Here is a 21,508-nt window from a genome sequence, read left to right on the forward strand (position 1 = left end):
ACGGATGGCTAATCAAAAAAATCTGGAGCATGACGCATGAATAAAATGGGCAAGACGTTGCTGGCCGCAGCCCTGATGGGTGCCATGGCTACTGCTGCACAGGCTGAAGACAAGGTGTTGAACGTCTACAACTGGTCGGACTACATCGCACCAGACACCATCGCCAAGTTCGAGAAGCAGACCGGTATCAAGGTCAAGTACGACGTCTTCGACAGCAACGAAACCCTCGAAGCCAAGCTGCTGGCCGGTAAGTCGGGCTACGACATCGTGGTGCCGTCCAACAACTTCCTGGCCAAGCAGATCAAGGCCGGTGTGTACGAAGAACTGGACCGCTCCAAACTGCCGAACTGGAAGAACCTCGACACCGATCTGCTCAAAGCCGTTGGCGACGCCAGCGACAAGGACAACAAGCACGCCTTCCCGTACATGTGGGGTTCGATCGGCATCGGCTACAACCCGGAGAAGGTCAAGGCCGCGCTGGGCGTGGACAAGATCGACTCGTGGGACGTGGTGTTCAAGCCTGAGAACATCGCCAAGCTCAAGAGCTGCGGCGTGAGCTTCCTCGACGCCCCGACCGAAATGCTGCCAGCCGCGCTGCACTACCTGGGCCTGCCGACCGACAGCACCAAGAAAGAAGACCTGAAGGCCGCCGAGGACCTGTTCCTCAAGATTCGTCCTTCTATCACCTACTTCCACTCGTCCAAGTACATCGGCGACATGGCCAACGGCAACATCTGCGTGGCCGTCGGTTACTCGGGTGACCTGGAGCAGTCCAAGGCCCGCGCCCACGAAGCTGGCGACAAGGTCAAAGTGGACTACGTGATTCCGAAAGAAGGTGCCGGCACCTTCTACGACATGGTCGCCATCCCGAAAGATGCCGAACATAAAGACGCTGCCTACCAGTTCATGGACTTCCTGATGCAGCCAGAAATCATGGCTGAAATCACCAACGCCGTGCGCTTCCCGAATGGCAACGCTGCCGCTACCCCGTTCGTGGACAAAGACATCACCAGCGACCCAAGCATCTACCCGCCAGCCGAAGTGAAGAAGCAGCTGTACGCAATCGCTGCGCCTGAAGCTTCTGCCCAGCGTGTGATCACCCGCAGTTGGACCAAGATCAAGTCGGGCAAATAACCCCGATGCGGCACCTCTGGGCCGGGGTTTCCCGGCCCAGAGCCAGTGAAAGGCAATTGATGATTGCGGCATCGAAGCTGCGAAGGTAAGTTGCGCGCCGGTTTTGCGTGTGCGGCAGCATTGTCGCTACCCAGGCACTGATTGTGAGGAGCACCCACTTGTCTATTTCTGTATTCCGCAAGGCCTTGATGGCTGGTGCGGGCCTGACGCTGGCATGCAGCGTCCAAGCGGCGCCTACGGTGCACTTCTACAACTGGTCCGACTACATCGGCCCAACCACACTCGCGGACTTCGAGAAAGCCACGGGCATCAAGCCCGTGCAGGACGTGTTCGACTCCAACGAAACCTTGGAAGGCAAGCTGCTGGCCGGTAACACCGGCTATGACGTGGTGGTGCCGTCCAACCATTTCCTCGGCAAGCAGATCAAGGCGGGCGCGTTCCAGAAGCTCGACAAGAACCTGCTGCCCAATTATTCCAACCTCGACCCGGCGCTGATGAAACGCCTGGAAAAGAACGACCCGGGCAACCAGTACGCCGTTCCCTACCTCTGGGGCACCAACGGCATTGGTTACAACGTCGACAAGGTGAAGGCCGCGCTGGGCGTGGACACCATCGACTCCTGGGCCGTCTTGTTCGAGCCCGAGAACATGAAGAAGCTCTCCAAGTGCGGTGTGGCCTTCCTCGACTCGGCGGATGAAATGCTCCCGGCGGTGCTCAACTACATGGGGCTCAACCCCAACAGCACCGACCCCAAGGATTATGTAAAAGCCGAGCAGAAGTTGCTGGCCGTACGCCCCTACGTGACCTACTTCCACTCGTCCAAGTACATCACCGACCTGGCCAACGGCGACATCTGCGTCGCGGCGGGCTTCTCGGGTGATGTGTTCCAGGCCAAGGCCCGCGCTGAAGAAGCGAAGAAGGGCGTGAACCTGGCCTACGCCATTCCCAAGGAAGGCGGCAACCTCTGGTTTGACGTGCTGGCGATCCCCAAAGATGCCAAGAACGTCAAAGAGGCGCATGCCTTCATCAACTATTTGCTGAAGCCTGAGGTTATCGCCCAGGTCAGTGATTACGTCGGTTACGCCAACCCGAACCCCAAGGCTGGCGACCTGATGGACCAGGCCGTGAGGACTGACGCCGCGGTTTACCCACCGCAGGAAGTGCTGGACAAGATGTTCGTGAACTCAGAGTTGCCACCCAAGGTGCAACGGCTGATGACCCGTAGCTGGACCAAGGTCAAGTCGGGCAAGTAATTATCCAGACCCGCAGCGCACCTGCAGACCAGGCCGCGCGGGCACAAAAATCTTGTTGGGAGTTTCACTCATGGCAGTTGCCTCCGGTGCCTATAAAAAAGCCCTCGAGGGTGGCCAGCAACCCAAGCAGGTGCTGGTCAAGATCGACCGGGTTACGAAAAAATTCGACGAAACCGTAGCCGTGGACGATGTGTCCCTGGAAATCCGCAAGGGCGAGATCTTCGCCCTGCTGGGTGGCTCCGGCTCGGGCAAGTCCACCTTGCTGCGCATGCTGGCCGGCTTCGAGCGCCCGACTGAAGGGCGGATTTTCCTCGATGGCGTCGACATCACCGACATGCCGCCCTACGAGCGGCCGATCAACATGATGTTCCAGTCCTATGCGCTGTTCCCGCACATGACCGTGGCGCAGAACATCGCCTTCGGCCTGCAGCAGGACAAGATGCCCAAGGCCGAGATCGACGCCCGCGTGGCCGAGATGCTCAAGCTGGTACACATGACCCAGTACGCCAAGCGCAAGCCGCACCAGCTGTCGGGTGGCCAGCGTCAACGTGTGGCCCTGGCACGCTCCCTGGCCAAGCGCCCCAAGCTGCTGCTGCTCGACGAGCCGATGGGCGCGCTGGACAAGAAACTGCGTTCGCAGATGCAGCTGGAACTGGTAGAGATCATCGAGCGCGTGGGTGTGACCTGCGTAATGGTGACCCACGACCAGGAAGAGGCCATGACCATGGCCCAGCGCATTGCCATCATGCACCTGGGCTGGATCGCCCAGATCGGCTCGCCGGTGGACATCTACGAGACCCCGACCAGCCGCCTGGTGTGCGAGTTCATCGGTAACGTCAACCTGTTCGAAGGCGAAGTGGTCGACGACGCCGAAGGCCACGCGATCATTGCCAGCCCGGAGCTTGAGCGCAAGATCTACGTGGGCCACGGCATCACCACGTCGGTGGAAGACAAGCACATCACCTATGCCCTGCGCCCGGAGAAGATGCTGGTCACCAGCCAGCAACCGACCTGCGAGCACAACTGGTCGCGCGGCAAGGTGCACGATATTGCCTACCTGGGTGGTCATTCGGTGTTCTACGTGGAGCTGCCGAGCGGCAAGATCGTCCAGTCGTTCGTTGCCAACGCCGAGCGCCAGGGCACCCGCCCGACCTGGGGCGATGAAGTGTACGTGTGGTGGGAAGACGACAGCGGCGTGGTGCTGCGGTCATGAAACCACGCAAGCTCAAGCGAGCACTCCAGCGCATCATTCCGGAGGGGCGGCACCTGGTGATCGGCGTGCCGTTCATCTGGCTGTTCCTGTTCTTCATGCTGCCGTTCTTCATCGTGTTGAAGATCAGCTTTGCCGAAGCCGACGTGGCGATCCCGCCGTATACCGAGATCTATAGCTACGTCGAAGACAAGATCCAGTTGGTGCTCAACCTGGCCAACTACGGCCTGCTGACCGAGGATGAGCTGTACCTCTCGGCCTACCTGGGCTCGCTGAAGATGGCCTTCTTCAGCACCCTGCTGTGCCTGCTGATCGGCTACCCGATGGCCTACGCCATTGCCAACGCCAAGAAGGAGACGCAGACGGTATTGCTGCTGCTGATCATGATGCCGACCTGGACCGCGATCCTGATCCGTGTCTATGCCTGGATGGGCATCCTCAGCAACAACGGCCTGCTCAACGGCTTCCTGCTGTGGACCGGGTTGATCGACCAGCCGCTGCAAATCCTCAACACCAACCTGGCGGTGTACATCGGCGTGGTCTATTCGTACCTGCCGTTCATGATCCTGCCGCTGTTCGCCAACCTGGTGAAGCATGACCCTTCGTTGCTGGAGGCCGCTTCGGACCTGGGTTCGAGCACCTTCAACAGCTTCTGGAAGATCACCGTACCGCTGTCGAAGAACGGCATCATCGCCGGCTGCATGCTGGTGTTCATCCCGGTGGTGGGCGAGTTCGTGATCCCTGAACTGCTCGGCGGCCCGGAAACCCTGATGATCGGTAAGGTGCTGTGGCAAGAGTTCTTCAACAACCGTGACTGGCCGGTGGCCTCTGCCCTGGCGGTAGTGATGCTGGCGATCCTGATCGTGCCGATCCTGCTGTTCAACCGCAGCCAGGCCAAAGAAATGGAGGGCCGCGCATGAAACGCTTCAGTTTCTCCAAGCTGATGCTGGTGCTGGGCTTGCTGTTCATCTACCTGCCGATGCTGATCCTGGTGATCTATTCGTTCAACGCCTCCAAGCTGGTGACGGTGTGGGGTGGCTGGTCGATCAAGTGGTACGTCGGCTTGCTCGACAACACCCAGCTGATGGGTTCGGTGATGCGCTCGCTGGAAATCGCCTGCTACACGGCGGTGGCGGCGGTGGCGCTGGGTACCCTGGCGGCCTTCGTGCTGACCCGGGTCACCCGCTTCAAGGGCCGCACGCTGTTCGGTGGCCTGGTCACCGCGCCCTTGGTAATGCCCGAGGTGATCACCGGCCTGTCGCTGTTGCTGCTGTTCGTGGCCATGGCGCAGATGATCGGCTGGCCGCAGGAGCGCGGCATCGTCACCATCTGGATCGCCCATACTACGTTCTGTGCGGCGTATGTGGCGGTGGTGGTGTCGGCACGCCTGCGTGAGCTGGACCTGTCGATCGAGGAAGCGGCAATGGACCTGGGTGCCAAGCCGTGGAAGGTGTTCTTCCTGATCACCATCCCGATGATCGCGCCGTCGCTGGCGGCGGGCGGCATGATGTCGTTCGCGCTGTCGCTGGATGACCTGGTACTGGCCAGCTTCGTGTCAGGCCCGGGCTCGACCACCTTGCCGATGGAAGTGTTCTCGGCGGTGCGCCTGGGCGTGAAGCCAGAGATCAACGCTGTGGCTAGCTTGATCCTGCTGTCGGTGTCGCTGGTGACCTTCTTTGTCTGGTACTTCAGCCGCCAGGCCGAAGAGCGTCGTCGCAAGGCGATTCAGCAGGCGATCGAAGAAGGTGCGGCGGCCAATGCTTCGCAGCCGCAGGTCAAGCGCTCGGCGCAGGTGGCTGCTTCGGCCTGACCTGGCCCTTTCGCGGGCTTGCCCGCTCCCACAGGGTTCACCACTGGCTTGAAAGCTGTGATGTACCTGTGGGAGCGGGCAAGCCCGCGAAGGCCCCAGCACCGATTCAAAGCCATACCGCATCCCAGTGTGGATAGTCCCTGACACTCTTGACCAGACCAGCCCTCAAAGGATTGGCCACAATGTAGCGGGCCACATGCACCAGGCTCTCTTCCCGCCGCAGTGCATGGTCCTGGTAACCCGGTTGCCATATCCGTGTATGCCCCAAACCTGCTTTGCGCAATGCAATGGCTGTGCGTGATTTGAACTTGCGCATCAGTGTTCCCAATGTCACGTCCCTCAGTTCGATCAGCCAGTGCAAGTGGTCAGGCATGACTACCCAGGCCAGAGAGTGGCAGTCCCGAATGTCATGTGAAACTCGCAGGTGTTTGACCACCAGACGAGCATGGTGGAAATCATGAAACAGTGGCTGTCGTTGGTGCGTCACAGTAGTCAGCATGTAGAGCCTGCCTGGCTCGGAAAAGCGCCCTTGGCGGAGCCGGTGGGATTCAGCTAACGGCATCGCAAGCTTCCTTGAAATTGAAACGCTCCTTGAACGGTAGCGGTTCAACTGCCACTGCCGAGTGGCTGATCATTTCTGGATATGGCAGAAGTATTTGGGTGGATGTGCCGGCCTCTTCGCGGGCTCGCCCGCTCCCACAAGTACGGCACAGGCCTTAAGGCCGGCGCTTTCCCTGTGGGAGCGGGCAAGCCCGCGAAAGGGCCCTCAAGCCGTACGACTTTTCATCAATTCAAACCCAATGCTTCAGTCAGAGCAGCTTGGGAATTATCCTACGAGCCGTGTGGAAGCTGCTCTGTTGTAGGGGAAATGCCCCAGGGATAACGTCGTTGGGTCGCCATCTGTGGTGATCGGGTGTGAGAACCCGAACGATGTTGTACGGGTTTCCAGTCATGGCAGCCTACGTGGGCAGGCTTCGGCCTGGCCGGGTTCAATGTCCTCGGTTTCTCACCCCGCGTATGGCTGCCACCCCTTGTCCGTGAGAAAGACGAGTTGGCGGTTCAATAAACGACATTGGATTCCAACCATGACAACGCACGATCTTGATGCTCACCAAGTAAGTAACAGCACCACCGTCGGCCAAGAAACCTGCATGGACCTCTTCCGCGTCCAGGCCAATATCCCGTTCAACCATGCCTTCTCCGAACTGTCAGTCATGCTCGGATGCATCAACCACCTGACGACCGAAGCCGAGATGGAAAATGACCGATTGGCAGGTAGCGCAGCAAGAATCCTGAGTGGCTTTGCCAAAGCACTGATCGATGACATTGAGTTGGGGCTGAACAGGACTTCAGTTCAGGTCTGACCTGTACCGGCCTCTTCGCGGGCATGCCCGCTCCCACAGGTACAGCGCAGGTCTCAAGGTGGGCACTTAGCCTGTGGGAGCGGGCGAGCCCGCGAAAGGGCCCGCGTAGGCGTCGAAAATGCCCGGTTGTTCCCCGCCAGTGATGTTTATCGAACCCTGAACTACGCTGACAGTCGCATCCCACAAATCATTTGTGCGCAAGCAAGGAGCCAGCATGGCGTTGGTGCGTCCGCTGTCGGTCGTTTGCCTGGGGCTGCTGTACATGCTCACCGGCTGTAGCAAGGAAGAGGTCCCCGAGACGCTGCCTCGGGTCGGTGTGCAACAGGTTCAACCCACAGATTTCGCTGCCAGGGTCACCCTGACGGGCGATGTGCAAGCGCGGGTGCAGACTGACCTGTCGTTCCGTGTGGGCGGCAAGATCATTTCGCGCAGCGTCGATGTGGGCGACCACGTCAAGGCCAACCAGGTGCTGGCGCGGCTGGACCCGAAAGACCTGCAGAACAACGTCGACTCGGCGAAGGCCGAGGTGTTCGCCGCCCAGGCGCGGGTCACCCAGACCAGCGCCGCCTTTGTACGCCAGCAAAAACTGCTGCCCAAGGGCTACACCAGCCAGAGTGAATACGACTCCGCCGAAGCCGCGCTGCGCAGTAACCAGAGCGCGCTCAAGGCCGCCCAGGCGCAACTGGCCAACGCCAACGAACAGCTCAGCTACACCGCACTGGTCTCCGAGGCCGCCGGGGTCATCACCGAGCGCCAGGCCGAAGTGGGCCAGGTGGTGCAGGCCACCATGCCCATCTTCAGCCTGGCCACCGATGGCGACCGCGATGCGGTGTTCAACGTGTACGAATCGCTGCTGGTCGCACCGCCCAGCGATGCCGGGGTGATCGTCAGACTGCTGGATAACCCCAACGTCCAGGCACATGGCTTCGTGCGTGAAATCACTCCCACGGTGTCGGCGCAAAGCGGCACAGTGCAGGTCAAGGTAGGCCTCAAAGACGTGCCACCGGGCATGCAGTTGGGCGCACCGGTCACCGCCACCACCAATGCCCAGGGGCGGCCCAGCGTCGAGCTGCCGTGGTCGGCACTGACCAAAGCCCTGCATGAGCCCGCTGTATGGGTGGTGGGCGAGGGCGACAAGGTTGAACTGCGCAAGGTCGAGGTCAGCCGTTACCTCACCGGCAAGATCGTGGTCGCCAGTGGCCTGAAAGGTGGCGAGACCGTGGTGGTCAATGGCGGCCAATTGCTGCACCCCGGCATGCAGGTGCAGAAGGTCGATGCCAAGGCCGAAGGGGGTGAGCTATGAAGCGCCTGCTGCTGATGCTGTCGGCTGGCGTGCTGCTGGTGGGGTGCAGCAGCGAGGACGAGGTGCCAGAGCCGATTAGGCCCGTGCTGTCGGTGAAAGTCGAACCCCAGGTGCAGTCGCAGCTGGGCCGCTTTGCCGGCAGTATTCAGGCACGCTTTGAAAGTACCCTGGGCTTTCGGGTTTCCGGGCGTATCGCCCGTCGCTGGCTGGATGTGGGCGCCCAGGTAAAACCGGGCGACACCTTGGCAACCCTCGACCCGACCGACCAGCAAAACCAGCTGCGTGCTGCCGAAGGCGACTTGGCCAAGGTACAGGCCCAATGGATCAACGCTCAGGCCGACGCCCGCCGCCAGCAGCAACTGTACGACCGCGGGGTAGGCGCCCAGGCCCAGCTGGACATCGCCCAGACCAACCTGAAAACCACCAGCGCGGCGTTGGAGCAGGCGCGCTCTGCGCTCAGCCAGGCGCGTGACCAGCTCGACTACAGCACCCTGCGCACCGACCACGCCGCGGTAATCACTGCCTGGCAGGCCGAAGCCGGGCAAACCGTCACCGCTGGCCAGGCCGTGGTAACCCTGGCCAGGCCGGATGTGAAGGAAGCCGTGATCGACCTGCCGATCGGCTTGGCCGAGCAGTTGAGCAAAGGCCTGACCTTCACCGTTGCTTCGCAGCTGGACCCGACCATCAACACCACCGCCAGCCTGCGGGAACTGGAACCCCAGGCCGACGCCACCACGCGCACCCGCCGTGCGCGCCTGACCCTGGCGAGCACCCCGGCGGCCTTCCACCTGGGCACCGCCATCAGCGTGACCCTGAGTTCGGAGGTGTCGCCGCGCAGCGAACTGCCCTTGAGTGCCTTGCTCGAGCGCGACGGCAAGACCCAGGTATGGGTGATCGATACGCAGCAGAAGACCGTGGCCACTCGTGACGTGGCCCTGATCGGCCGCACCGCCGACAGCGTCGTCCTGAGCTCGGGCGTACAGCCCGGCGAGCGGGTGGTGACTGCGGGCGTGAACAGCCTCAAGCCCGGCCAGAAGGTCACCTTCGACGAGGATGCGCAATGAAAGGAAGCTTCAACCTGTCCGACTGGGCACTCAAGCATCAATCGTTCGTCTGGTACCTGATGTTCGTCGGCCTGCTGATGGGGATCTTCTCCTACTTCAACCTGGGCCGTGAGGAAGATCCGTCGTTCACGATCAAGACCATGGTCATCCAGACCCGCTGGCCCGGCGCGACCCAGGACGAAACCCTGTACCAAGTCACCGACCGTATCGAGAAGAAGCTCGAGGAACTCGACTCCCTCGACTACACCAAAAGCTACACCCGCCCCGGTGAATCCACGGTCTACGTGTACCTGCGCGATACCACTAAGGCCAAGGACATCCCGGACATCTGGTACCAGGTGCGCAAAAAGATCCAGGACATTCGCGGTCAGTTCCCTCAGGGCATCCAGGGGCCTGCGTTCAACGACGAATTCGGTGATGTATTCGGCTCGATCTATGCCTTTACCTCCGATGGCCTTACCCTGCGCCAGTTGCGCGACTACGTGGAGCAAGCCAGGGCTGAGGTCCGCGATGTGCCCAACATCGGCAAGATCGAGTTGGTCGGTACCCAGGATGAAGTGCTGTACCTGAACTTCTCCACCCGCAAGCTGGCCGCGCTGGGCATTGACCAGCGCCAGGTCATGCAGGCCTTGCAATCGCAGAACGCCGTGACCCCGGCCGGGGTGATCGAGGCCGGCCCCGAGCGCATTTCGGTGCGCACCACTGGGCAGTTCGCCTCGGAAAAAGACCTGGAAACGGTCAACCTGCGCATCAATGACCGCTTCTTCCGCCTGGCGGATATTGCCGATATCGAACGCGGGTATGTCGACCCGCCGTCACCCATGTTCCGCTACAACGGCCAGACTGCGCTCGGGCTGGCCATCGGCATGAAAGCCGGTGGCAACATCCAGGTGTTCGGTGCCGCGCTGAAAAAGCGCATGGACAAAGTGGTCGAGGACTTGCCGATAGGGGTTGGAGTACACACCGTGTCGGACCAGGCAGTGGTGGTGAAGCAGGCTGTCGGCGGCTTCACCAGCGCGCTGTTCGAGGCGGTGGTGATCGTACTGGGGGTGAGCTTCATCAGCCTGGGCGTGCGCGCAGGCCTGGTGGTGGCCTGCTCGATCCCGCTGGTGCTGGCCATGGTGTTCGTGTTCATGGAGTACAGCGGCATCACCATGCAGCGGATTTCGCTGGGCGCCTTGATCATTGCGCTTGGCCTGCTGGTGGACGATGCGATGATCACCGTGGAGGTGATGGTCACGCGGCTGGAGATGGGTGAAAGCAAGGAGCAGGCGGCAACCTTTGCCTACACCTCCACAGCCTTCCCCATGCTGACCGGCACCCTGGTGACTGTGGCCGGTTTCGTGCCGATCGGCCTGAACGCCAGTTCGGCCGGTGAATATACCTACACCCTGTTTGCCGTGATTGCCGTGGCGCTGATCGTGTCGTGGGTGGTGGCGGTGTTCTTCGCGCCCGTGCTGGGCGTACACATCCTTAGCAGCAAGGTCAAAGCCCATGAAGCCGAGCCTGGCCGCCTGGGCAGGGCGTTCGAACATGGCCTGCTGTGGTGCATGCGCAACCGCTGGTTGACCATCATCGGCACCGTGCTGTTGTTCGTGCTGGCCATTTTCTGTGAGCGTTTTGTGCAGAACCAGTTCTTCCCGTCCTCGGACCGCCCGGAAATCCTGGTCGACCTCAACCTGCCGCAAAACGCCTCGATCGAGGAGACGCGCAAGGTGGTCGACCGCTTCGAGGCACGGATCAAGGATGACCCGGACCTGGTGCACTGGAGCACCTACATCGGCCAAGGTGCCATTCGTTTCTACCTGCCTCTCGATCAACAATTGCAGAACCCCTACTACGCGCAGTTGGTGATCGTCAGCAAAGGCTTCGAAGAGCGTCAGGCCATGATGGATCGCTTGCAGAAGATCCTGCATGAAGAGTTCGTCGGCATCGGTACCAACGTACAGTCGCTGGAAATGGGCCCGCCGGTAGGGCGGCCGATCCAGTATCGGATCAGTGGTGGCAACATCGACGAGGTCCGCAAACACGCCATCGAACTGGCCACCTTGCTCGACCAGAACGAGCACATCGGCGAGATGATCTACGACTGGAACGAGCCGGGTAAGGTACTGCGGGTGGAAATCGCCCAGGACAAGGCACGTCAGCTGGGGCTGTCGTCGGAAGACGTGGCCAATGTGATGAACAGCATCGTCAGCGGTGTGCAGATCACCCAGGTCAACGACAACATCTACCTGGTCAACGTGGTGGCCCGTGCCGAAGACAGCGAGCGCGGCTCGCCTGATACCCTGCAAAACCTGCAGATACTCACCCCCAACGGCACCTCGATCCCTCTGCTGTCGTTCGCCACGGTGCGTTATGAGCTGGAGCAGCCGCTGGTGTGGCGCCGGGACCGCAAACCGACCATCACCATCAAGGCCTCGGTCAATGGCGACATCCAGCCCACCGACCTGGTGGCCCAGCTAAAGCCGAAGATCGACGAATTCGCCAGCAAGCTGCCAGTGGGCTTCGAAGTGGCCACCGGCGGTACGGTGGAGGAGAGCGCCAAGGCGCAAGGGCCGATCCGCAAGGTGATCCCGCTGATGCTGTTCCTGATGGCGACGTTCCTGATGATCCAGCTGCACAGCGTGCAGAAGCTGTTCCTGGTGGTGAGCGTGGCGCCGCTGGGGCTGATTGGCGTGATCATCGCGTTGGTGCCCACGGGCACGCCCATGGGCTTTGTGGCGATTCTCGGCATCCTGGCGCTGGCGGGCATCATCATTCGCAACTCGGTGATTCTGGTGACCCAGATCGACGAGTTCGAGGCCCAGGGCTTCTCGCCGTGGGACGCGGTGGTGGAGGCCACCAACCACCGGCGTCGGCCGATATTGCTGACGGCGGCGGCGGCTAGCCTGGGCATGATCCCGATTGCCCGCGAAGTGTTCTGGGGGCCGATGGCCTACGCCATGATTGGCGGGATCATCGTGGCCACCCTGCTGACGCTGCTGTTCCTGCCGGCGTTGTATGTGGCCTGGTACAAGATCCGCGAGCCTGAAAACAGCACTGAAACCCAACATTGAACCCTGTGGGAGCGGGCACGCCCGCTCCCACGGAGGCATTTGAGCGCCTGTAAAATCGCGAATTGAATTTGGTTATATAAACATTCTTAAACAGTATTTTTAAGAATAACTCCGCCTCACTACTATTGCCCTCAAGCCAGGCGCAAATCCCCTTCAAACCTCTGCCCGGCACCTCACTCCAAGGAGAACGAGCATGAGTGCATCTCTGCGTAGCATCGACGGTCAGGACGAAGCCACCATTCTGCGTGAAATCCAGAGCGCCTTGCGCGACCTGCGTTTCGGTGCGGTGGAGATCACAGTGCACAACGCTCAGGTCGTACAGATCGAGCGCAAGGAGAAGTTCCGCCTGCAACAGCCCGGCAACAAGTCCGGCTGATCGCACCACAACATTCAAAACTAGAAAAATGCCAATCGGGAGCTTCACCATGTCCATCCGCCGTTATGCGCTTGCCGCTCTGGCCAGTGCTGTTTTTGCCGGTTCCGCCATCGCCAAGGACTACGAACTGCTGAACGTGTCCTACGACCCGACCCGCGAGCTGTATCAGCAGTACAACGCCGAGTTCATCAAGCACTGGCAGCAGGCCCACCCGGGCGACAAGGTGAAGATCCAGCAGTCCCACGGTGGCTCGGGCAAGCAGGCCCGTGCGGTCATCGATGGCCTGCGTGCCGACGTGGTGACCCTGGCACTGGCCGGTGACATCGACGAAGTCGCCAAGCTCGGCAAGACCCTGCCGGACAACTGGCAGACCCGCCTGCCGGACGCCAGCACCCCGTACACCTCGACCATCGTGTTCCTGGTACGCAAGGGCAACCCGAAAGGCATCAAGGACTGGGGCGACCTGATCAAGAAAGACGTGTCGGTCATCACCCCCAACCCGAAAACCTCCGGCGGCGCCCGCTGGAACTTCCTGGCTGCCTGGGCCTACGGCCTGAAGACCGGCGGTAGCGAAGAGAAGGCCAAGGCCTACGTGCAGGAACTGTTCAAGCACGTACCAGTGCTGGATACCGGCGCCCGTGGCTCGACCATCACCTTCGTCAACAACGGCCAGGGCGACGTGTTGCTGGCCTGGGAAAACGAAGCCTTCCTGGCGCTGAAGGAAGACGGTGGTGCCGACAAGTTCGACATCGTCGTGCCGTCGCTGTCGATCCTGGCCGAGCCGCCAGTGGCCGTGGTGGACAAGAACGCGGAGAAGAAGGGCAATACCGACATTGCCACCGAATACCTGAAGCACCTGTACAGCCCGGCCGGGCAGAAGATTGCCGCAGAGAACTTCTACCGCCCGCGTGACGAGAAAGTCGCTGCCGAATTCGGCAAGCAATTCCCGAAACTGGACCTGGTAACCATCGACAAGGACTTCGGTGGCTGGAAAACTGCACAACCGAAATTCTTCAATGATGGCGGTGTGTTCGACCAGATCTATCAGGCACAGTAATCGCCAAGGAAAAACGGGGCTGCGCAGCAACCCCGGGATTCAGAGTCTTGCACCAGCCCGGGATTGATTCCGGGCTTAGTGCGTTCAACCAGGGATATTTATGTCACGCCGCATTTCTCCCGTCATACCCGGCTTCGGGCTGACACTGGGCTACACCTTGGTGTACCTCAGCCTGATCGTGCTGATACCGCTGGCAGCCATGTTCATTCATGCCTCGCAGCTGACCTGGGAGCAGTTCTGGAACATCATCAGCGCGCCGCGGGTAATCGCCGCGCTCAAGCTGAGTTTCGGTACCGCCCTGTTCGCCGCCATCATCAACGGGGTGATCGGCACCCTGCTCGCGTGGGTGCTGGTGCGCTACACCTTCCCTGGGCGCAAGATCATCGACGCGATGATCGACCTGCCGTTCGCCCTGCCTACCGCCGTTGCCGGTATCGCCCTGACCGCCCTGTACGCGCCTGCGGGCTGGGTCGGCCAGTTCGCCACCGACCTTGGTTTCAAGATCGCCTACACCCCGCTGGGCATCACCCTGGCGCTGACCTTCGTCACCCTGCCGTTCGTGGTGCGTACGGTGCAGCCGGTACTGGCAGACATCCCGCGTGAAGTGGAGGAGGCCGCCGCCTGCCTGGGCGCCAAGCCGCTGCAGGTGTTCCGTCATATTCTGGCGCCGGCCCTGCTACCGGCCTGGCTCACCGGTTTTGCCCTGGCCTTCGCCCGCGGCGTGGGTGAGTATGGTTCGGTGATCTTCATTGCCGGCAACATGCCGATGAAGACCGAGATTTTGCCGCTGCTGATCATGGTCAAGCTCGACCAGTACGACTACACCGGCGCGACCGCCATCGGCGTGCTGATGCTGGTGGTTTCCTTCATCCTGCTGCTGCTGATCAACCTGCTGCAGCGCCGCATCGAAACCCCTTGAAGGAGGCCGGCATGTCCAGTTCATCCCTGAGTGCAAGCGCGGCCGCCAACGCCGCCCGCCGTGGCAGCGCCACTTCGCGGCGCATCCTGATCGGCCTTGGCTGGCTGGTGTTCGCGCTGTTTCTGCTGCTGCCGCTGGTGATCGTGGTATCACAGGCGCTGAAGAACGGTTTTGGCACCTTCTTCGAGGCGATTTTCGAGCCCGACGCGCTGTCGGCATTGAAGCTCACCCTGCTCGCCGTGGTCATTTCGGTGCCGCTGAACCTGGTGTTCGGTGTCAGCGCCGCCTGGTGCGTCAGCAAGTACACCTTCCGTGGCAAGAGCATTCTGGTCACCCTGATCGACCTGCCGTTCTCGGTGTCGCCGGTGATCGCCGGCCTGGTCTACGTGCTGATGTTCGGCGCGCAAGGCCTGTTCGGGCCATGGCTGCAGGACCACGACATCCAGATCGTGTTCGCGCTGCCGGGGATCGTCCTGGCGACCATTTTCGTCACCGTGCCGTTCGTGGCCCGTGAGCTGATCCCGCTGATGCAGGAGCAGGGCACGCAAGAAGAGGAGGCCGCGCGACTGCTCGGCGCCAACGGCTGGCAGATGTTCTGGCACGTGACCTTGCCCAATATCAAATGGGGCCTGATCTATGGCGTGGTGCTGTGTACCGCACGGGCCATGGGCGAGTTTGGCGCGGTGTCGGTGGTGTCGGGCCACATTCGTGGCGTGACCAACACCTTGCCGCTACACGTGGAGATCCTCTACAACGAGTACAACCACGTCGCGGCCTTCAGCGTGGCCAGCCTGTTGCTGATCCTGGCGCTCTTCATCCTGCTGCTCAAGCAGTGGAGCGAGAACCGTATTAACCGCCTGCGCCACAGCGCCGCGGAGGAATGATTCATGTCGATCGAAGTTCGTAACGTCAGCAAGCGCTTCAACAGCTTCCAGGCCCTGGACAACATCAACCTGGACATCAACAGCGGCGAGCTGGTGGCTTTGCTCGGCCCGTCCGGCTGCGGCAAGACCACGCTGCTGCGCATCATCGCCGGCCTGGAAACCCCGGACCAGGGCAATATCGTGTTCCACGGCGAAGACGTGTCCGGCCATGACGTGCGTGACCGCAACGTCGGTTTCGTGTTCCAGCACTACGCGCTGTTCCGCCACATGAGTGTGTTCGACAACGTCGCTTTCGGCCTGCGCATGAAGCCCAAGGGCGAGCGCCCGAGCGAAAGCAAGATCGCCGAGAAGGTGCATGAGCTGCTGAACATGGTGCAGCTGGACTGGTTGTCCGACCGCTACCCCGAACAGCTGTCCGGTGGCCAGCGTCAGCGTATCGCCCTGGCCCGCGCGCTGGCGGTGGAGCCCAAGGTGCTGCTGCTGGACGAGCCGTTCGGTGCACTGGATGCCAAGGTGCGCAAAGAGCTGCGCCGCTGGCTGGCTAGGCTGCACGAAGATATCAACCTGACCTCGGTATTCGTGACCCACGACCAGGAAGAAGCCATGGAAGTGGCCGACCGTATCGTGGTGATGAACAAGGGCGTGATCGAGCAGATCGGCTCGCCGGGCGAGGTGTACGAGCAGCCGGCCAACGACTTCGTCTACCACTTCCTGGGCGACTCCAACCGCCTGGCCTTGAGCGAAGGGCACCATGTGCTGTTCCGCCCGCACGAAGTGTCGCTGTCGCGGCATGAGACCGAAGGGCACCATGCGGCCGAGGTGCGGGATATTCGGCCGTTGGGGGCTACAACGCGGGTGACCTTGAAGGTGGAAGGGCAGAGCGAGCTGATCGAGGCCGAGGTGGTCAAGGACCATGACAGCCTGACCGGGTTGGCGCGGGGGGAGACCCTGTTCTTCCGGCCGAAGGTTTGGCAGAAGGTGGCGGATATCTGACCCAGCTTTGATGATGAAAACCCGGGCTTGGTCCCGGGTTTTTTATGCCTGCCAGATTGCCGGGGCTGCTTAGCAGCCCTCGCGGCAATCTCATGCCTTGCACGAATATTTTGCATGCCTGCAATGCATCGTTTTTGCACCGACCAGTTGCAGCCCGCACAATCCGTGGCTTTCACACTACCTCTCAAAAGCAATATTCAATTAAGTTCTAATCATAATTTTAAACATTACTTTAAGAGATAAGCCTCTGGCCCCGATGATTCAGCCATACCTGAATCGAGACCCCAGGAGTTTGATCAATGGGTAATGTCCAGTCGGCCGTCAGGGCCTACGACCAGCCATGGCGCCCGGCCCCGGGCGACCTGGTCGAGCTTGGACGCACGCTTCGCCTCCCGCTGGGCCAGCTGCGCCTGCAACGCACGCCTGTCAGCGGGCTCAAGCGCCGCGACAAGCTGGTGTTGGGCCTGCTGGTGCTGGCCCTGCACGGCGCTGCGGCGTACTGGGTAAGCCAGGCACCCACGCCAGAGCTACCCGTGGTGCCACCGCAAGTGCCGCCCATGACCATCGAGTTCGCAGCGCCAGCGCCGCCTGTGGTCGAACCGCCACCGCCTGCGCCTGCACCGCCTGTCGTCGAGCCGCCGCCACCACCACCCGTGATCGACGAACTGGCCGCCAAGCCCAAACCCAAGCCAAAACCCGTGCCCAAGCCGGTGGTCAAGCAAGCACCCAAACCACAGCCCAAACCGGTCGAAGCACCACCGCCAGCCCCAGTGGCCGCCCCGGCACCACCTGCGCCCGCACCACCCGCGCCGGCCCCGGTTACGCCCGCTTCGGCCAACGCCGCGTACCTGAAAAACCCGGCGCCGGAGTATCCGCAGATGGCCCAGCGGCGGGGTTGGGAAGGCACCGTGCTGCTGCGGGTAGAGGTGCTGCCCAGCGGTAAACCCGGGCAGATCCAGGTCCAGAAGAGCAGCGGCCGTGATGCCCTCGACGCCGCCGCGCTGGCCGCGGTGAAACGCTGGAGCTTCGTGCCCGCCAAGCAGGGCGACGTGGCCCAGACCGGCTGGGTCAGCGTGCCGATCGATTTCAAGCTTCGCTAACTTTTCGCAGAACACAGGAAGACATCATCATGAGCCTGCTGGCATCCCCCCTCGAATCCGTTGAAAGCGCAGTCATCTGGCTGCTGGTTGGTTTCTCTGTCGTCACGTGGGGCCTGGCCCTGGTCAAGGTCGCGCAGTTCGTGCGGTTGAAGAACCAGGACAAACGCTTCCACCAGCAGTTCTGGGCGGCCTCCAGCCTGGACTCGGCCGCCGAGCTCAGCCACGAGCTGCCCGGCCCGGCTGCCCGCGTTGCCCAGTCTGGCTATGCCGCGATTGCCGTCGGCGACACCCAGGCCAACGACCTGAGCCACGCCATCAACCACCAGGACCGCCTGGAGCGTGCCCTGCGCCAGCAGATCGTGCGTGAGCGCCGCTCGCTGGAAACCGGCCTGGCAGTGGTCGCCAGTATCGGCAGCACCTCACCTTTCATCGGCCTGTTCGGCACTGTGTGGGGCATCATGGAAGCACTCAAGGGCATCAGCGCGGCCGGCTCCGCCAGCCTGGAAACCGTAGCAGGTCCAATTGGTGCGGCATTGGTGGCAACCGGTGTGGGCATTGCCGTCGCCGTGCCTGCGGTGCTGGTCTACAACTACTTCCTGCGCCGCCTCAAGCTGACCGCTGCCGACCTCGACGACTTCGCCCACGACTTCTACAGCCTGGCGCAGAAGAGTGCCTTCCGCGTGCTGGTGCACCCCGCCGTGCACAAGCCACAGGCCGGTTTCACCCAGCCCGTGAAGGAGGCGTCCTGACATGGCTTTTTCGACCCAGGACAGCGACGAAGTCCTCAGTGAAATCAACGTCACGCCGCTGGTGGACGTCATGCTGGTGCTGCTGGTGGTGTTCATCGTCACCGCGCCGCTGTTGACCAACGCCATCCCCATCAACCTGCCCAAGACCGAGGCCGTGGCCCCTGTAGAGCAGAAGGACCCGCTGGTGGTCAGCATCGACGGTGAAGGCAAGCTGTTCATCAACAAGGACCAGATCCAGCCCGACCTGCTGGAAACCAGCCTCAAGGCCGCCAAGGACAAGGACGCAGACGTGCGCGTGCAGCTGCAGGCCGATGACGGCGTTAACTACGGCGAAGTGGCGCGGGCCATGGCAGCCATCGAACGTGCAGGCATCAGCAAGCTGGCGGTGATTACCGCACGCTGATACCCGCCAAACCTCTTCAGGCAAGTGCTTATGGGCCACATCTCTTGGCAGGGGGTGGCCCTTTTTTTTGCCGTGACAGGTCCAGCGCCTGTGAGGTCGAGCGCCGCCCGCGCGGCGCTCGGTCTCACAGCCGACAATTCTCTCAAGGTGTACATTTAGGTTATTAATAAATAGCTTCTTATTCCTTTACGAATATAACTCCCTCCCTATACTGGTCTCCAAGCACGCAAACTTACTGGAGGCGTCCCCATGCGCAATGAGTCGATTCGCTACCTGATTGTGCCGGGCTGGCAAGGATCGCCAGACAACCATTGGCAAAGTCACTGGCAGCGCACCCTGCCCAACAGTGCCAGGGTGGAGCAGCACGACTGGCTGACCCCGCAGCGCCAGGACTGGGTGCAGGCACTGGAGCAGGCGATTGTTGCCGAAGAGTCGCCGGTGATCCTGATTGCCCACAGCCTGGGCTGCATCACCGTCGCCCATTGGGCTGCGCAGGCCAGCCCGGCCTTGCTGCGACGTGTGCGTGGCGCGCTGTTGGTGGCACCAGCGGACGTCGAGCGGCCCACCTGCGCGCCAGCCTTGCGCAACTTTGCGCCGATCCCGACCGACGCACTGCCGTTCCCCAGCCAGGTGGTCAGTTCGGACAACGACCCGGCCGTGAACGTGCCACGGGCGCTGTACCTGGCCCAGGCCTGGGGCGCCGAGGCGGGGTTGCTGAGCAACGCCGGGCACATCAACGTCAAGTCCGGCCATGAGCGCTGGGAGCAAGGCTTCGCCTACTTGTACCGCTTGCAAAGCCGGGTTGAGCAGCGCGCACTGCGCCGCGCCTGATCGCCTTTAACGCTTACCTGACGCCCGGCCAATGAAGGCCTGGGGCGGGAGTTTGTCATGACTTTTCAAAACCCGTTTGGCCAGCCGCTGCTGACCTTTCCCGAGCTGGACAAGAGCCCGCTGAGCATCCGCGCCAAGGCGCTGGTGTTCATCGACCCGCGTTCGCAGCAACTGCGCGAAGACCTTGAGCGCCTGGCGCCGCAACCCTTGCCCGTGCTGATCCGTGGCGAAACCGGCACCGGCAAGGAGTTGCTGGCACGGCAGATCCATCGTGCCAGCGACCGCAGTGGTTTGTTCGTGTCGGTCAACTGCGCGGCCATCAGCCCCACCTACGCCGATGCCGAACTGTTCGGCTACAGCGCCGGCAGCCAGGGTGGCACGGCCAGCAGCCGCGCCGGCTGGTTCGGCTCGGCCAATGGCGGCACGTTGTACCTGGACGAGATCGCCGACTTGCCGCTGGCCATCCAGGGCAAGCTGCTGGCTGCCCTGGAAAACCGCGAAGTCACCCGGGTGGGCGCGCAGCAGCCGCAGCCGGTGGATGTGCGGCTGGTGGCCGCGACCAGCATCGATCTGGCGCGGGTGGTGCGTGCGGGGCGCTTCAACGAGCGCCTGTACCAGTACCTGCGCGAGGGGGCGCTGGAGCTGCCGCCGCTGCGCGAACGGCCGGGCGATATCCTGCCATTGGCCGAGTACTTCGTGGGCATCTACAGCGTGCGGCTGCAGCGGCCTGTGGCGCTGGTGAGCGAGGCGGCGCAGCAGGTGCTGGAGGCGCATCCCTGGCCCGGCAACACCCGTGAACTGGAGAACGTCATCCACTTCGCCTTGCTGGTCAATGACGGCGAAGAGCTGCAGCCAGAGGACCTGGACCTGCACAACCCCGCGCGCTAGACATCGCTCATAAGCAAAGTGGCTGATGGCGATTTGTTTTTGGAATAAGCAGCTAAGTAAAAGGTATTGTTGCGGCATAAAAAATCCAGCTATTGTCCGCCTCACGCCCGCTGGTGAACCGGTTGGGCACCCAATTCGCCATCGTCGATGGCCCAGAACCAGAACAAGGACCACCATGAAGAAGACCCTGCTGACCACTGCCCTGGCCGCTGCCCTGTCGTTCGCCGGCCTGGCTGCCGCCGCCGAGAAACTGGTAGTTGCCGCAACCCCGGTACCGCACGCCGAAATCCTCGAGCTGATCAAGCCGACCCTGGCCAAAGAAGGTGTGGACCTGCAGATCAAGGTCTTCACCGACTACGTGCAGCCGAACGTGCAGGTTGACCAGAAGCGCCTGGACGCCAACTACTTCCAGACCCTGCCGTACCTGAAGAGCTTCAACGAAGGTAAAGGCACCCACCTGGAAACCGTGATCGGCGTGCACGTTGAGCCGTTCGGTGGTTATTCGAAGAAGATCAAGAACCTGTCCGAGCTGAAGGAAGGCGCTACCGTTGCCATCCCTAACGAAGGCAGCAACAGCGGCCGCGCCCTGATCCTGCTGCAGAAGGCTGGCCTGATTACCCTGAAAGACCCGAAAAACGCGCTGGCCACCCCCAAGGACATTGCCGAGAACCCGAAGAAGCTGAAGTTCCGCGAGCTTGAATCGGCCATGCTGCCGCGTGTGCTGGACCAGGTCGACCTGGACATGATCAACACCAACTACGCCCTGGAAGCTGGCCTGAACCCGGCCAAGGATGCGCTGGTGATCGAAGGCGCCGACTCGCCGTACGTGAACTTCCTGGTTGCCCGCCCGGACAACAAGGACAGCGAGGCCATCCAGAAACTGGCCAAGGCCCTGACCAGCCCCGAGGTGAAGGCATTCATCGCCAAGAAGTATCAAGGTGCTGTGCTGCCGGCGTTCTGATCCGGTTGGAGATTCTTGCGTGACCAAACGCCGACACCCTTGTGTCGGCGTTTTTGTTTCTGGGGCTGCTTTGCAGCCCCAGGATGTATGCCCCGGTGAAAATGCTCGGTGATATGCATATGCAATAAAGGTATTTATTAAAAAGTTTTT

21 protein-coding genes are annotated in these 21,508 nt (G+C 61.7%); 20 read left to right on the top strand and 1 reads right to left on the bottom strand.

The genetic code is table 11. The features are described from left to right. The first annotated feature begins 36 nt into the window (after positions 1 to 36). From FHW75_RS01625 to FHW75_RS01645, 5 genes are all read left to right on the top strand, one after another. On the top strand, positions 37 to 1,134 hold the full coding sequence (locus FHW75_RS01625; protein ID WP_019098655.1) for a polyamine ABC transporter substrate-binding protein: 1,098 nt from the start codon (positions 37 to 39) through the stop codon (positions 1,132 to 1,134). 158 nt (positions 1,135 to 1,292) lie between these two features. After that, a complete protein-coding gene (locus FHW75_RS01630; protein ID WP_019098654.1) occupies positions 1,293 to 2,387 on the top strand; it encodes a polyamine ABC transporter substrate-binding protein in 1,095 nt (364 codons plus the stop codon). Between the two features lie 70 nt (positions 2,388 to 2,457). Then, positions 2,458 to 3,600 (top strand): polyamine ABC transporter ATP-binding protein, encoded by a 1,143-nt coding sequence (gene potA, locus FHW75_RS01635; RefSeq protein ID WP_016392438.1) that lies wholly within the window; start codon positions 2,458 to 2,460, stop codon positions 3,598 to 3,600. Between the two features lie 35 nt (positions 3,601 to 3,635). Continuing rightward, positions 3,636 to 4,517: an ABC transporter permease subunit gene (locus tag FHW75_RS01640; protein WP_174244686.1), complete on the top strand. Its 882-nt coding sequence runs from the start codon at positions 3,636 to 3,638 to the stop codon at positions 4,515 to 4,517. After that, the gene (locus tag FHW75_RS01645; protein ID WP_019098651.1) at positions 4,514 to 5,407 is read left to right on the top strand and encodes an ABC transporter permease subunit; all 894 of its coding nucleotides are present in this window, start codon (positions 4,514 to 4,516) and stop codon (positions 5,405 to 5,407) included. The genes FHW75_RS01640 and FHW75_RS01645 overlap by 4 nt, the downstream gene beginning before the upstream one ends. 106 nt (positions 5,408 to 5,513) lie before the next feature. Here FHW75_RS01645 and FHW75_RS01650 read toward each other — a convergent pair whose 3' ends face one another. Next, positions 5,514 to 5,969: an REP-associated tyrosine transposase gene (locus FHW75_RS01650; protein WP_019098650.1), complete on the bottom strand. Its 456-nt coding sequence runs from the start codon at positions 5,967 to 5,969 to the stop codon at positions 5,514 to 5,516. A gap of 523 nt (positions 5,970 to 6,492) precedes the next feature. On the opposite strand from FHW75_RS01650, the gene FHW75_RS01655 reads away from it, so the two are divergent. The 15 genes from FHW75_RS01655 (at position 6,493) to FHW75_RS01725 (ending at position 21,358) form a co-directional block, all read left to right on the top strand. Next, on the top strand, positions 6,493 to 6,771 hold the full coding sequence (locus FHW75_RS01655; RefSeq protein WP_050547871.1) for a DUF3077 domain-containing protein: 279 nt from the start codon (positions 6,493 to 6,495) through the stop codon (positions 6,769 to 6,771). Between the two features lie 214 nt (positions 6,772 to 6,985). After that, positions 6,986 to 8,074, top strand: a complete 1,089-nt coding sequence (locus FHW75_RS01660; RefSeq protein WP_019098648.1) for an efflux RND transporter periplasmic adaptor subunit — start codon at positions 6,986 to 6,988, stop codon at positions 8,072 to 8,074. Further along, positions 8,071 to 9,138 (top strand): efflux RND transporter periplasmic adaptor subunit, encoded by a 1,068-nt coding sequence (locus FHW75_RS01665; protein WP_019098647.1) that lies wholly within the window; start codon positions 8,071 to 8,073, stop codon positions 9,136 to 9,138. The genes FHW75_RS01660 and FHW75_RS01665 overlap by 4 nt, the downstream gene beginning before the upstream one ends. Beyond that, positions 9,135 to 12,197 carry an efflux RND transporter permease subunit gene (locus tag FHW75_RS01670; protein ID WP_019098646.1) on the top strand — a complete coding sequence of 1,021 codons (3,063 nt, stop codon included), beginning with the start codon at positions 9,135 to 9,137 and terminating at the stop codon, positions 12,195 to 12,197. Before FHW75_RS01665 ends, FHW75_RS01670 begins: the two co-directional genes overlap by 4 nt. A gap of 193 nt (positions 12,198 to 12,390) precedes the next feature. Next, a complete protein-coding gene (gene oscA, locus FHW75_RS01675; protein ID WP_016489716.1) occupies positions 12,391 to 12,573 on the top strand; it encodes a sulfur starvation response protein OscA in 183 nt (60 codons plus the stop codon). A 49-nt stretch (positions 12,574 to 12,622) separates the two neighbouring features. Then, positions 12,623 to 13,630 (top strand): sulfate ABC transporter substrate-binding protein, encoded by a 1,008-nt coding sequence (locus FHW75_RS01680; protein ID WP_019098645.1) that lies wholly within the window; start codon positions 12,623 to 12,625, stop codon positions 13,628 to 13,630. A 100-nt stretch (positions 13,631 to 13,730) separates the two neighbouring features. Beyond that, positions 13,731 to 14,549, top strand: coding sequence for a sulfate ABC transporter permease subunit CysT (gene cysT / locus FHW75_RS01685; RefSeq protein ID WP_012274724.1), 819 nt, complete (start codon positions 13,731 to 13,733; stop codon positions 14,547 to 14,549). Between the two features lie 11 nt (positions 14,550 to 14,560). After that, complete coding sequence (cysW, locus tag FHW75_RS01690) at positions 14,561 to 15,433, top strand: sulfate ABC transporter permease subunit CysW (protein ID WP_004575843.1); 873 nt, start codon at positions 14,561 to 14,563, stop codon at positions 15,431 to 15,433. Between the two features lie 3 nt (positions 15,434 to 15,436). Continuing rightward, positions 15,437 to 16,426, top strand: coding sequence for a sulfate/molybdate ABC transporter ATP-binding protein (locus FHW75_RS01695; protein ID WP_019098644.1), 990 nt, complete (start codon positions 15,437 to 15,439; stop codon positions 16,424 to 16,426). A gap of 299 nt (positions 16,427 to 16,725) precedes the next feature. Further along, positions 16,726 to 17,526 (top strand): energy transducer TonB, encoded by an 801-nt coding sequence (locus FHW75_RS01700; RefSeq protein WP_025752181.1) that lies wholly within the window; start codon positions 16,726 to 16,728, stop codon positions 17,524 to 17,526. Between the two features lie 29 nt (positions 17,527 to 17,555). Then, complete coding sequence (locus tag FHW75_RS01705) at positions 17,556 to 18,275, top strand: MotA/TolQ/ExbB proton channel family protein (protein WP_016712577.1); 720 nt, start codon at positions 17,556 to 17,558, stop codon at positions 18,273 to 18,275. A gap of 1 nt (position 18,276) precedes the next feature. Next, positions 18,277 to 18,678: a biopolymer transporter ExbD gene (locus FHW75_RS01710; protein ID WP_016712576.1), complete on the top strand. Its 402-nt coding sequence runs from the start codon at positions 18,277 to 18,279 to the stop codon at positions 18,676 to 18,678. Positions 18,679 to 18,927: 249 nt separating this feature from the next. Further along, entirely contained in the window at positions 18,928 to 19,509 is a 582-nt protein-coding gene (locus FHW75_RS01715) for an alpha/beta hydrolase (protein WP_019097334.1), read from the top strand. Positions 19,510 to 19,566: 57 nt separating this feature from the next. Continuing rightward, the gene (locus tag FHW75_RS01720) at positions 19,567 to 20,397 is read left to right on the top strand and encodes a sigma 54-interacting transcriptional regulator (protein ID WP_019097333.1); all 831 of its coding nucleotides are present in this window, start codon (positions 19,567 to 19,569) and stop codon (positions 20,395 to 20,397) included. Between the two features lie 175 nt (positions 20,398 to 20,572). After that, on the top strand, positions 20,573 to 21,358 hold the full coding sequence (locus tag FHW75_RS01725) for a MetQ/NlpA family ABC transporter substrate-binding protein (protein ID WP_019097332.1): 786 nt from the start codon (positions 20,573 to 20,575) through the stop codon (positions 21,356 to 21,358). The last annotated feature ends 150 nt before the right edge of the window (positions 21,359 to 21,508 follow it).

The sequence above is a fragment of the Pseudomonas sp. OG7 genome (assembly GCF_014192825.1).
Taxonomy (GTDB): domain Bacteria; phylum Pseudomonadota; class Gammaproteobacteria; order Pseudomonadales; family Pseudomonadaceae; genus Aquipseudomonas; species Aquipseudomonas monteilii.